The sequence below is a fragment of the Paenibacillus sp. MBLB1832 genome, from assembly GCF_032271945.1.
In the GTDB taxonomy this organism is placed as follows: Bacteria; Bacillota; Bacilli; order Paenibacillales; family NBRC-103111; genus Paenibacillus_E; species Paenibacillus_E roseopurpureus.
Map to the genome: position 1 here is coordinate 2,313,812 of NZ_CP130319.1, position 12,258 is coordinate 2,326,069.

Annotated in this window: 11 protein-coding genes and 1 other RNA gene; 11 read left to right on the top strand and 1 reads right to left on the bottom strand. The window is 45.9% G+C overall.

Annotated elements, in window-relative coordinates; genetic code table 11:
- The first annotated feature begins 19 nt into the window (after positions 1-19).
- The 5 genes from rpoD (at position 20) to rnpB (ending at position 4,438) form a co-directional block, all read left to right on the top strand.
- Positions 20-1,135: an RNA polymerase sigma factor RpoD gene (gene rpoD, locus MJB10_RS09980; RefSeq protein ID WP_314804214.1), complete on the top strand. Its 1,116-nt coding sequence runs from the start codon at positions 20-22 to the stop codon at positions 1,133-1,135.
- 119 nt (positions 1,136-1,254) lie between these two features.
- A complete protein-coding gene (locus MJB10_RS09985) occupies positions 1,255-2,085 on the top strand; it encodes a hypothetical protein (RefSeq protein ID WP_314804217.1) in 831 nt (276 codons plus the stop codon).
- 3 nt (positions 2,086-2,088) lie between these two features.
- Positions 2,089-2,853: a tRNA (adenine(22)-N(1))-methyltransferase gene (locus tag MJB10_RS09990; protein ID WP_314804220.1), complete on the top strand. Its 765-nt coding sequence runs from the start codon at positions 2,089-2,091 to the stop codon at positions 2,851-2,853.
- Positions 2,829-3,938, top strand: coding sequence for a Nif3-like dinuclear metal center hexameric protein (locus tag MJB10_RS09995; protein ID WP_314804223.1), 1,110 nt, complete (start codon positions 2,829-2,831; stop codon positions 3,936-3,938). The genes MJB10_RS09990 and MJB10_RS09995 overlap by 25 nt, the downstream gene beginning before the upstream one ends.
- A gap of 85 nt (positions 3,939-4,023) precedes the next feature.
- An RNA gene (gene rnpB, locus MJB10_RS10000) (RNase P RNA component class A) lies at positions 4,024-4,438 on the top strand.
- A gap of 870 nt (positions 4,439-5,308) precedes the next feature.
- Here rnpB and MJB10_RS10005 read toward each other — a convergent pair.
- Positions 5,309-7,135, bottom strand: coding sequence for a S8 family peptidase (locus tag MJB10_RS10005; protein WP_314804227.1), 1,827 nt, complete (start codon positions 7,133-7,135; stop codon positions 5,309-5,311).
- 180 nt (positions 7,136-7,315) lie between these two features.
- On the opposite strand from MJB10_RS10005, the gene MJB10_RS10010 reads away from it, so the two are divergent.
- The 6 genes from MJB10_RS10010 (at position 7,316) to MJB10_RS10035 (ending at position 12,171) form a co-directional block, all read left to right on the top strand.
- Positions 7,316-7,816, top strand: coding sequence for a YpuI family protein (locus MJB10_RS10010; protein WP_314804230.1), 501 nt, complete (start codon positions 7,316-7,318; stop codon positions 7,814-7,816).
- A 76-nt stretch (positions 7,817-7,892) separates the two neighbouring features.
- Positions 7,893-8,993, top strand: coding sequence for a glycoside hydrolase family 15 protein (locus tag MJB10_RS10015; protein WP_314804233.1), 1,101 nt, complete (start codon positions 7,893-7,895; stop codon positions 8,991-8,993).
- 42 nt (positions 8,994-9,035) lie between these two features.
- On the top strand, positions 9,036-9,254 hold the full coding sequence (locus MJB10_RS10020; protein ID WP_314804236.1) for a DUF1540 domain-containing protein: 219 nt from the start codon (positions 9,036-9,038) through the stop codon (positions 9,252-9,254).
- 28 nt (positions 9,255-9,282) lie between these two features.
- Positions 9,283-9,678 carry a hypothetical protein gene (locus tag MJB10_RS10025; protein WP_314804239.1) on the top strand — a complete coding sequence of 132 codons (396 nt, stop codon included), beginning with the start codon at positions 9,283-9,285 and terminating at the stop codon, positions 9,676-9,678.
- Positions 9,679-10,020: 342 nt separating this feature from the next.
- A complete protein-coding gene (locus tag MJB10_RS10030) occupies positions 10,021-11,313 on the top strand; it encodes a hemolysin family protein (RefSeq protein ID WP_314804241.1) in 1,293 nt (430 codons plus the stop codon).
- 141 nt (positions 11,314-11,454) lie between these two features.
- A complete protein-coding gene (locus MJB10_RS10035) occupies positions 11,455-12,171 on the top strand; it encodes a lytic transglycosylase domain-containing protein (RefSeq protein WP_314804244.1) in 717 nt (238 codons plus the stop codon).
- Positions 12,172-12,258: the final 87 nt, after the last annotated feature.

Here is a 12,258-nt window from a genome sequence, read left to right on the forward strand (position 1 = left end):
GGAGGAGGGAGTCCGTACCATGGCGAATGATCAGCGTACAGAACTAGAGACAGAATTAACCTTGGAACAGGTGAAAGACCAGCTTATCGAACAAGGGAAGAAGCGGTCTTCACTTACTTACAAGGATATCATGGAGAAATTAGCTCCTTTTGATCAGGATCCTGAACAAATCGATGAGTTCTTTGAACAACTTTCCGAGCAAGGGATCGATGTTGGGAACGAGTCCGATGATGATTCGATGAATCCAGAAGAAAACGAGCGCGACGAATTTAACTTCGATGATGATCTGGCTTTGCCGCCAGGGATTAAAATTAATGATCCTGTTCGGATGTACTTGAAGGAAATTGGGCGTGTACCGCTTCTCTCTGCGGAAGATGAAGTTGGATTGGCCAAGCGTATCGAGAACGGGGACGAAGAAGCCAAGCGTCGTTTGGCTGAAGCAAACTTAAGACTCGTTGTAAGTATCGCCAAACGTTATGTCGGGCGTGGCATGTTGTTTCTCGATTTGATTCAAGAAGGCAATATGGGTCTGATCAAAGCCGTTGAGAAATTTGATCATACCAAAGGGTATAAATTCAGTACCTATGCGACCTGGTGGATTCGTCAAGCGATTACACGCGCAATTGCCGATCAAGCGAGAACGATTCGGATTCCGGTACATATGGTGGAAACAATTAATAAATTGATTCGTGTTTCCCGTCAATTGCTGCAAGAATTAGGGCGCGAACCGACGCCAGAAGAAATTGCTAAAGAGATGGATTTGAGCACAGATAAAGTTCGTGAAATCATGAAAATCGCCCAAGAGCCTGTTTCCTTAGAAACTCCGATTGGTGAAGAAGATGATTCACATTTAGGGGATTTTATCGAGGATCAAGAGGCATTAGCACCTGCAGATGCAGCGGCATACGAGCTTCTGAAAGAACAGTTAGAAGATGTGCTTGATACGTTAACGGAAAGAGAAGAGAATGTGCTTCGCTTGCGTTTCGGACTGGATGATGGACGTACAAGAACATTAGAAGAAGTAGGAAAAGTTTTCGGTGTTACGCGGGAACGGATTCGTCAAATTGAAGCGAAAGCGTTGCGCAAATTGAGACATCCTAGCCGTAGTAAACGATTGAAAGACTTTTTGGAATAACATCGCTATGAGTGGGCCCTGCCAGATTCGGCGGGGTCTTTTTTTGCGATAATTTGTAAGATAGTCTAACATCTGCGAATGAAATCACCGATAATGTAGCTAGGAAGGTGAGCTATCTAATGGATGCTGAGAAAAGAAAAATCATAGTAAGAGAAATTGATCACTGGCGAAGAAGTAAATTGCTTCCCGCGCAGTATTGTGATTTTCTATTAAATTTATATGTAGATGAAACGACAGAGAAACCAGCTTCAATCTTGGGTGTATCTTCAACTGCTGTGACAAACAGTTCTTGGAAAATATGGTTAAGCATTTTATCCATTGTAACTGCTCTTGCCTTATCTGCTCTTAATTTTAACTCTTTTGGATTACCATTGCAAATTGGGATTTCGGCACTTTTTGTCATCATATGTTACTTCATTGCCAAGAGACAATTTGAACGGGCGCCGCTGCTTTCCTTTGTGTTTTGCGGTATCGCTTCAATTGCATTGTTGCTTCTTGGCATTTATATTATGAATCAAGCAGGCATTCAAGCTTCAACGACGTATGTGGGTTATTTAGCTTTCTGTAGTTGTATTTGGTTATTTAATGGGTTAATTGCCCGTATGGCGATTTTTCAAATTTGCGGTTGGTTTGGACTTATTGCTACATATGGTTGGTTATTGATGCATAAGCTTACGCAAGCTTCTTGGTTTTCGCTTGAATTAAGTTGGCTTCCAGTGAGTGTTGTGCTTATATGGATGGCTTGGCTTGCACATCATACGAATAAGCAAGCGGCAAGTGTGCTCATGCTAGTTGGAGGCTTGGTTTGGTTTATTCCAGAAGCCATGTCCTTCGTCATGGACGTAGAGATGAGCGCGAAAATGATTCAATTATCTTTTACAGCAAAATTAGTATCAGTAGGCGCGGCGTTATTTCTGCTGCGTAAAAAATGGGTAGAGTGGGTAATGTAGCATATGGTGAAATTATCAAAAAGACTTCAAATGATTGCAGATCGCGTGCCTGTAGGTTCCAAGGTTGCTGATATAGGTTCCGATCATGCTTTGCTTCCGACGTATTTAGCACAGAAGGGCCAAATCGTGTATGCGGTTGCGGGAGAGGTCAATCCAGGCCCGTATGAAGCAGCCAAGCGGCAAGTGATGGAAACGGGTTTATCTAAAATTATTCAGGTGCGATCTGGCGATGGACTTGCAGTAATCGAGGCGGGAGAAGTGAATGTCATCACGATCGCCGGTATGGGCGGCAGTCTGATGGCTAGCATTCTCGAGGCGGGCAAATCCAAGCTGGCAGGCGTTCAGCATCTCATTCTTCAGCCGAATGTGGGCGAAGAGCAAGTACGTCGTTGGTTATTGGAGAACGGCTGGAAATTGACATCGGAAGTGATTTTAGAAGAAGATGGAAAGATCTATGAGATCTTAACAGCAGAAGCTGCGTCTGAAGCGGAAAAGCTTGAGCTTGAAGTACTGTATCAAACATGGCAAATCCCAGGCGGGGTTTGCGTAAACAAAGATCGCCTACTGTTGATGGGGCCTTACTTACTCAAAGAAGCAGCGGACATCTGGTTTGTAAAATGGGAGAGCGAGCTGAAAAAGCTAGCGATGATCCAATCTCAGTTGAAACTGTCGAATACCGAGGCGTCCGTTGCCAAAGCGGAGCAAGTTAGTCAAGAGATCAGAGACATTAAGGAGGTTCTCGCTTGCTTGCAAAAGGTCAAACCGTAATTCAAATGTTTGAACAGTTAGCTCCCAAGCATTATGCCATGGAAGGTGACAAAATTGGCTTACAATTAGGCACCCTTCAAAAGGATATTACCAAGGTTCTAATCGCGCTGGATGTGACAGATGCGGTCGTTGATGAAGCGATTGACGTCGGGGCCAACTTAATCATCGCACATCATGCGATCATTTTTCGGCCCCTTGCACACCTCCAGACGGAAACGCCAGCAGGTCGCTTATATGAGAAATTGATTAAACATGACATCGCGGTCTATATTGCACATACGAATCTCGATGTGGCTGAAGGCGGTGTGAATGATTTATTAGCTAATCAGCTGGGCTTAACGGATTTGGCACATCTGGAAGATGTGCATACGGAGAAGCTGCAAAAGCTGGTCGTGTTCGTTCCTGAGACGCATCACGAGGCGGTGCTGGACGCGTTGTTTAAGGCTGGAGCTGGCGGTATCGGTCAGTACGGCTCCTGCAGTTTCAACATCCCCGGCACGGGAACGTTCCTGCCGCAGGAAGGAGCAAACCCGTTTATCGGGGAAGTCGGGAAGCTGGAACGCGTACAAGAGGTACGCGTGGAGACGATCGTAACCGCGAGCGTACAGCGCAAAGCGGTTACTGCAATGTTGAAGGCCCACCCCTACGAGGAGGTGGCCTATGACCTCTACCCGATGGACCTGAAGGGTAGAGTGTTCGGTTTGGGCCGCGTGGGTAAGCTGCCCGCGGTTATGACGCTTCGCGAGCTCACGGAGCACGCGAAGGCGGTGTTCGACGTGCCGACGGTGCGCGTCGTCGGCGATCTGGCACGGCCCATCCGCAAGGTGGCAGTGCTGGGGGGCTCTGGCGGCCGCTACGTGCGGCACGCCATCTTTGCTGGCGCCGATGTGCTGGTCACCGGCGACATTGACTACCACACTGCGCACGATGCGCTCGCAGCGGGGATCGCTCTCCTCGACGTGGGGCATAACGTCGAGAAGGTCATGAAGCGCGGCGTCGCAGACTACCTCGCCGCGCAGCTCGCCAAGACAGATACGCAAGTCCTGGCATCTGCCCTTGAAACAGAACCGTTCCAGTTCGTATAAACGCCTTCTCATCGAATTGGTAATCGAGGAAACGATCCTATGTTGTAATTCGAAGACATTCCTAGTATACTAGCTCTTGCACTGGAAAGTTTGACAGACAATCGCTGGCTATGGGTAAGCCATAGCGAGAGGAAAGTCCGGGCTCCACAAGGCAGGGTGCTGGATAACGTCCAGTCAACGCGAGTTGAAGGATAGGGCCACAGAAATGGACCGCCGATGGCTTGAAATATAGCACAGGCAAGGGTGGAACCGTGGTGTAAGAGACCACGAGGTTCTATGGTGACATAGATCCTGGTAAACCCCACTTGGAGCAAGACCTAATGGAACGCTAGCCGCTTTCGAGGCGGCAGTCTTCGCCTGAGACGCGTTCGGGTTGGTCGCTTGAGCTGTTCAGCAATGTACAGCCTAGATAGATGATTGTCGCTTCCATAGTGGCAGGGGATCAGACGCCCGTTATGACCACAGGAAGTACAGAACCCGGCTTACGGCAAACTTTCCATTCAGTCGGTTAACCCGCAAGGCTTAGGCTTTGCGGGTTTTGCTATTGTATTAAAAAACTCCATTTCCAACGGTAGTGCGAATTCACCGCACATTAAGACCCTCATGGACCGCGAATTCATGAGCAAGGAGCATTGCATTAACGGCAGAAAGAGGTATTAATGTTTCAAATCCTGCCTGTAGCAGAGAACTCGCTTGGTATGCATTGTCCACCTAGCCTGTCCACTCTACCTAACACTGGATAATCTATCGTGAGTGAACAAGTCAGATTCCCCGCACATTCCCCGCACCCAATTACTGAAGCTGGATAATCCAGCCTAAGTATGCTTGTTCTAGCTAGCCCACCTGCCTGACGCTGGATTATCCAACGTTGAACAAGTCAGATTCCCCGCTCCCATCGCTGAAGCTGGATAGTCCAGCTTTAGTATGCTTGTTCTAGCTAGCCCACCTGCCAGACGCTGGATAATCCAACGTTGAACGGACCAGATTCCCTGCTCCCTATCGCTGAGGCTGGATAATCCAGCCTTAGTATGCTTGTTCTAGCTAGCCCACCTGCCAGACGCTGGATAATCCAACGTTGAACGGACCAGACTCCCCGCTCCCATCGCTGAAGCTGGATTATCCAGCCTTCACACCTTAAGCCCCTTTTTGGGCTTTAACGGCTAAAAGGGCGCTATTGATCAACAATTAAAGTTAAACGACCTCAGTCCCATGGAATTCAGGGCTGAGGTCGTATAACTGACTTTTAATTTTTGTACTGTCTATTGAGAGGGAAGTTCATGGGATGTACACCTAATTTTATGCATTTCACCGACATCTTACCAAGCATACTTCCTAGGCACCAAATGCAGTTGACGGGCCAAATCCGACGGCTAATAGGAGAATGGCGGTGTTGTTTGCTTCGCCATTTGAATGGCTTTTACGACATCTATGAGGCCGTAGCCAAAATATTTATCATGACCCACATCGCCAAGATCCTGGGCGGATTTTCGCATGATCTCATATACTTCTGTGTTTTTGAGATTTGGGTTGGCGGAACGAATTAATGCTGCCAGTGCCGTCACATGCGGACTCGCCATGGATGTACCTGATAATGCCGCATATTGGTTATTGGGATACGTGCTGGCGATGCTAACGCCTGGTGCCGTGACATCGATGTAGTCCCCATAATTGGAAAAGGGAGCTTTCTCATTCTTAGAATCGCTAGCGGCGACCGCGAATACCTCTGGATAAGCTGCTGGATAACCAGGCTGCTCGGTGTTATCATTGCCGCTAGCCGCGATTAAGGCTACATCCTTGTCAAACGCATATTGAATCGCATCGTGTAGGAAGCCTGAATCTGCGTAGTTGCCAAGACTTAAATTCATTACCTTTGCGCCGTGATCAGTCGCCCATATGATGCCTTGCGCTACGGAATACGTGCTGCCAGCGCCAGTCTGGTCGAGCACTTTGACAGGCAGTACCTTGTTATACCAAGTCATGCCAGCTACACCTAGCTCATTGTTAACGAGCGCGGCAATGACGCCTGTCACATGAGTACCGTGCCCAACATCATCTTGTGGCGAAGAATTGGCGCTGATCACATTGTAACCAGGCAATAATTGCCCTTGTAAGTCGGGATGTTGCAAATCAACCCCAGTATCCACAACGGCGACGATCACATCATTCGCACCGCGGCTTAGCTGCCAGCCTTGCGTAGTTTCAATGAGCGGCAAATTCCATTGGTATCTCTGAAATAAGTTATCATTTGGTATAAAATTCGTAGAGATAGGTGTTGAACTGGAATCTGTAACAGTTGTATCTAGAGCAGGATCGACATCATTTGTCATATATAGAAAATGAGGTTCCACATATGCGACATTCCATTTGTTGAAATAAGACATTAACGCTTTGGCATCCATGCCTTCCGTTCGGAATACATACGTATATCCTAGCTTTTGAGAGGAAATGGCTTTAATCTCCGATTTGATCTGCTGAAGCTGCGCTTCGGTAGGGTCGGTCTTAAAACGAACAACGACTTCGTTTTGGTGATAATGGCTTGTTCCTTGATTATCCTCAGGATGATCAACGACTTTATCTTTTAATGTATTCGTATCTACGGATTCTACTTTCCATCGATGTTCACTTGGATAAGGTTCGAGTCGTAAATTTTTCATTTGATGATCGGTGACCGATGCTAAGACATCTTGATGAATAACTCCAATAAGAGATGAATCATCCTTAGTCGATGGAGTCCCTTGGACAAAATAAACTTGTTTGCCTGCCCCAAATTTCGGGGATTGATAGGATTTGCCTGCATCCACAGCAGCTTTCGCTTCTTTCAGATAGGCCATTGCCTGATCCTTATTGGCTGCTGGCACATCACCGGATTTAATTCCCTGCTCCCAAGGTTGAGACCGTTTCGACCAAATGAGGACATCCATTTTCTCGTGATGCTCGCGCATATTTTTCAGCACATTCGTCACTGGCGCACCGCTTTCAATGTCATGTAGCATCCGGGTATAATCAATAGAGCATTGGCTTCTGCATAGTTCATCGGTTAGTTTGACATCCTGTTCCAATAGGGCAAGTTTGGACGTTGTTTCATACTTCGCACTATAGACCTCAGGTCCAGGTTTGGTGCGATGCGAGGTATGATGGGGGAAAAGAAATATGCCCAAGCCAAGCGCAACGGCAAGGGTAGAGAGAAAACGCCACATAGTCAGACCCTCCTAGTTACTTCAAATGAAATGGCTGCTCGTCATAGAAAAACAAGTTAACTAAGGTTAGGGTTAGGCGAGCGGGAATGTTTTATACATGGTAAGAGGTGTTTTACATATACCATCTCGGGAACATTTATGGTAGGATAGAAGTAGCGCAATTATAGGAGGTCTTCTTACATGGCTGTTTTTAATGTGAAAAATATTTGTGATTCCACGCGTACTAAGCTCAAAGAAACGACGGCCAAAATGGAGCTGTTTCTTAATCAACATTCTCTCTCTCAGTTAAATGTGGAAAATGATCCTGCAATGGATGAATTTTACCGCGGATATTTGCAGGACACTCGTCATTTGCTAGTTTTCTGTGAAGTTGCTTATGAGAAATTAGGCGTGAGCTTGAGACGCCCTACATTCAATGTTGATTTTTCGGAAAAAGTGCTCTACGAGGTATATCATACATGTGTTAATGCCTTCTTCTATCCGAAAAATGAGTGTTACTCGGAAGACGGACGTTACGCTTACACAGGCCAAGACGCAATCCGTTTTCGCAAAAAACCATCTCGTGAAGTTCGTGATTTAACGATTGAATTATCCAAGATCTTTGAAGAGCTTCGTGAAGATCTTGCTTACTACGAGACAGATTACATTACACAACGCCGTATGCAAGGCGAAAAAGTTTAATACAAATCATACTAATCAGACTACAAAGAGATGCGACTAACGCATCTCTTTTCTATTAGCAAAGGGGATTGACTTGATGGAAATTGCGCAACTTATTCGCAGAAGTATTGATGTCATTCAGTTAAATCAACATGCCAGCGGCGGATATGTGGCTTCTCCGCTGTTTCCAGCTTATTCTTACAGTTGGCTGCGAGATGGAACATTCATTGCAAATGCGATGGACCGTGTAGGCGAAGTCGAGAGTGCGGAAAAATTTTATCGATGGGTACATCAAGTCTTGAAAGACAAGCGACCGCGTCTGAATCAATTGCTTCAGAAACATGCCAATCAGGAATGGATTGATCGTTCTGAATTTTTAGGTACACGGTATCATCTGGACGGAAGGGATGATCATTCGGAATGGGGACATTTCCAGCTTGATGGTTATGGCGCTTGGTTATGGGGACTCGTCCAACATATTCGTCTAACGGGCCTCACAGAGCTCCTGACAGAGTTCAGAGAAAGCATCGAGATTACGGTAGATTATGTGATGGCATTCTGGCATTTCCCGAATTTCGACTGCTGGGAGGAATATCCCGATTATGTGCATCCAGCTACATTGGCTTGTTTATATGGCGGCCTGAAAGCGTTAGGTGAGTTGGAATCCCGTCCAGCACTTACCGAGAAAGCAGCTCTCATCCAACATTTTATACATAAGAATGCGATTCATGAGGGACGATTTGTAAAATCGATTCATTGTGTCAATGAAGAGTGGCTTCCTGCTCTGCCCGGTGTGGACGCTAGCTTACTCTGGCTCGCGCTTCCATTTGGGGTATGCCAAGTTGATGATCCTTGCATGATTCGCACGATTCAAGCCATCGAAAAAGATTTAGCCCACGGAGGCATTCAACGTTATATAGAAGATCGGTATTATGGAGGCGGTGAGTGGCTGTTGCTCACAGCATGGTACGGTTTGGCGCAAGTAGAACTTGGGAATCTCGAAGAGGCTCAGCGCTGCTTAATGTGGATCGCGAGCAAAGCGGATGAGTTAGGTCGACTTCCAGAGCAAGTAGCTGATAATTTGAGAGAGCCTGCGGAGTTTGAGAGATGGACTAGGGAGCATGGGCAACCCGCGCATCCGCTCTTATGGTCACATGCTATGTTTCTGGTGTTATCTGACAGACTGAGGCAAGGATAGATCCCCCTTGTGGCGAGCAAAATGTTAATGGGGGTGATGATGATGCCAGCAGTCAAATGTGCCGTTGCTAATTGTGAATATTGGACACAAGGCAACAACTGTCATGCAGATACGATCATGATTGAAATTGATAAGCATGCCAATGCCAGTTACAATGAAGAATTTGCCTCAGAGGACTCATTCGATACCACTCATCAAGACGAAGCGACGAAAGCCGCTAACACGTGTTGCCACACGTTCAAAGCAGCGGTCAAACATTAGGCATGTGCAACGCGGAGGCAGCATGAAGATGGATGATCATTCTCTCGACAATGCCAACAAGAAGCGATTCCAGCAGGATCAGCTTCGCATTGAAAGCGGATTGCATTCCCAGGAGGAATATGCAGCCGAAATTGCCATTCCTAGGACGAGCATGAAATCTGTATATCATGCTGACTCAGAAGTTTCTGATGAGGAAGTAGCCGACTTAGTCGAAGCGGTGACACGCAATAAAGCGGTAGGGTATGTAGCCCTATTCGTTGCACTTGCTTCACTTTTCGTTTGGCCGGTCCTTCTTGGCATTTCTGGCATCGTTTTGGGGATAATTGCTTTCATTATGGGGAACAAAGCGTTAGGTTCTTGGTCCGTGGCACTCGGATTTATTGCCGTAGCCGCCTATTTTTTATTAGTTCCTTATTATGCATAATTAGGATGGAAGCAAGCCGAGAAATCGGCTTGTTTTTATTTGCAGGTGAAAAAAACGTAAAAATAAGCATGGAGAGACCATTTTTAGAGGTTTTCGACGCAAAATAAGCTCATATTCCTATGTTTGCGCCCATTTGCTCGTACTATTTACCTTCAAGAGTCATATTCGCACCTTTGAATGCTTAGAGTATTATTATATAATGAATAGTAATGTTTCTAATCATTCAAATCGAAAATTAAGGGAGGTGTACCTACTCTCCGAGGTGCTGCTAGATGTGCCTATACGGGGATAGGTAAGGTATTGGAAGATCCTTTGCCCGAAACGTTAATCAGTTTTCTGTTAATGTTTGGACTGGTGTTGTTAAACGGTTTTTTTGTCGCAGCTGAATTCGCTATGGTGAAAGTGCGGGGTACCCGTATTGATTCACTGGTTGGGGAAGGCCGCCGTAACGCGAAATTCGCGCAACGCATTATGAACAATCTCGATTCTTACTTAGGTGCATGCCAATTGGGTATTACGCTCACATCATTAGGACTTGGTTATGTTGGGGAACCAACATTCGCTAAGATCTTGGAGCCATTATTCGCACCGCTCCACTTGCCTGATTCCGTTTTTCACACGATTACCTTTATTATCGCGTTTTCCTTAATGACAACTCTTCACATTACGTTGGGAGAACAATTCCCGAAGACGTATGCCATTCGAAAAGCAGAGCAAATTACGTTGCTTTCTTCTGGCCCCATGGTACTCTTTTATAAACTCATGTATCCATTTATTTGGCTCCTGAACGGAATCTCCAATTGGTTGCTGCGCAGAGCAGGGATTGAACCCACAACCGAGCATGAATCGGCTCATACGGAGGATGAGATTCGCGTTTTGATGCAAGAGAGCCACAAAAACGGACTAATTGATAATACAGAGCTCGCGCTTGTTGATAATATATTTGGATTCGCAGAAACGACAGCCCGCGAAATTATGATTCCACGTACAGAGATGGAATGCTTGTATGCAGGACTTTCCTATGCAGAGAATTTAGCGATTGCGATCAAAGAAATGCGCACACGCTACCCTGTATGTGATCCGGATAAGGATAATATCATCGGTTTCGTGCACATTAAGGATTTGCTGAAGCCTGATGCGAATTTGAAAGGCATTAAGAAAATCATCCGTCCGATCACGACGGTGCCTGATTCGATTCATATCAGTGATTTGCTGAAAATGATGCAGAAACGCAAAAGCCAAATGGCTTTGCTTATTGATGAGTACGGCGGAACTTCAGGGTTAGTTACGTTGGAAGATATCATGGAAGAGATCGTTGGCGAAATTCAAGATGAGTTCGATGAAGAACGCCCAACGATTGAGATCAAGGATGAGCATACGTTCTCAATTGACGGCTTGTTGCTCATCGATGAAGTGAACGATTACTTCGGTTTAGAAATTGAATCGGACGATTATGATACAATTGGCGGGTGGATTTACTCGCAAACAGAAATTCCACCAAGCCGTAACCAGCGTGTACGATATAACGATGAATTTGAGTTCATTGTCGAAGAAACGGATCATCTCCGGATATCACGTGTCGTTGTCCGAAAGTTATTGAATGATGATGATATGCTGCAGCAAAATATTTCTTGAAGGGCAAGAGGGGACAGTCATTAGACTGTCCTTTTTTCTTTATGTTCGTAGATTTTGTCCATTTCGAATAAAAGGATGGTCGTCTGGGGCCAAACCGTGTACAATAAGAGCAATGATTATGAGAGAAGTGAGGTCTAACAGATGAGTAACATCACGAATACGAACAGTATTGACCCAAGGGTATTGAAAGAGCTGCTGCAGCTTCAAACATTGAGTAAACTAAGTTTGTTCTCTGATAATTCATCGACTTCGCGTACAGAAGATTCAAATGAATTCAGTGAACTGCTGAATACGTTAATGGGACAAACAGGCGGAACTAGCACGAATGAGCTTAACTTGGACGCCAATGTACTAACGCAATCTTTAAGCAAACTGCCTAATGAGCTAGGCGCAATGAATAAATCATATACACCGCTGCAACTCGTGCCTGAGACATCGGGAGGTACACAGTTCGAAGCGTTGATTGGTCAAGCAAGCCAGAAATATGGGGTAGACGCCTCGCTAGTGAAAGCAGTGATTCAGCAAGAATCATCGTTTAATCATCGAGCTGTATCCTCAGCTGGCGCCAAAGGGTTGATGCAGCTTATGGATGGGACGAGCAGCGGTTACGGTGTGACAAACCCATTCGATCCTCAGCAAAATGTGGATGCAGGGACCCATTTCTTAAGCGGATTACTCAAGAAATATAACGGGAATGAAGGCGTTGCGCTTGCTGCCTATAATGCTGGGCCAGGTCGGATTGACCGTCTGGGGATCAAGACTGATCAAGATCTCGCGAAGAAGCTTTCCTTTCTACCGACAGAAACACAAGCTTATGTTTCGAAGGTGCTCGAGCATCGTCAAAACTTTTCACAATAGCGTTAGGATGAAGGCTGATTTCCGCTTATTGCTGCGGGATCAGCTTTTTGGTTTAATGCATGGTATACGCAAGCATTGCAAATACAA

Coding starts and splice junctions, on each gene's coding strand:
- rpoD (WP_314804214.1), top strand. CDS start 20: ATGGCGAATGATCAGCGTACAGAACTAGAGACAGAATTAACCTTGGAA.
- MJB10_RS09985 (WP_314804217.1), top strand. CDS start 1,255: ATGGATGCTGAGAAAAGAAAAATCATAGTAAGAGAAATTGATCACTGG.
- MJB10_RS09990 (WP_314804220.1), top strand. CDS start 2,089: ATGGTGAAATTATCAAAAAGACTTCAAATGATTGCAGATCGCGTGCCT.
- MJB10_RS10005 (WP_314804227.1), bottom strand. CDS start 7,135: ATGTGGCGTTTTCTCTCTACCCTTGCCGTTGCGCTTGGCTTGGGCATA.
- MJB10_RS10010 (WP_314804230.1), top strand. CDS start 7,316: ATGGCTGTTTTTAATGTGAAAAATATTTGTGATTCCACGCGTACTAAG.
- MJB10_RS10015 (WP_314804233.1), top strand. CDS start 7,893: ATGGAAATTGCGCAACTTATTCGCAGAAGTATTGATGTCATTCAGTTA.
- MJB10_RS10020 (WP_314804236.1), top strand. CDS start 9,036: ATGCCAGCAGTCAAATGTGCCGTTGCTAATTGTGAATATTGGACACAA.
- MJB10_RS10025 (WP_314804239.1), top strand. CDS start 9,283: ATGGATGATCATTCTCTCGACAATGCCAACAAGAAGCGATTCCAGCAG.
- MJB10_RS10030 (WP_314804241.1), top strand. CDS start 10,021: ATGTTTGGACTGGTGTTGTTAAACGGTTTTTTTGTCGCAGCTGAATTC.
- MJB10_RS10035 (WP_314804244.1), top strand. CDS start 11,455: ATGAGTAACATCACGAATACGAACAGTATTGACCCAAGGGTATTGAAA.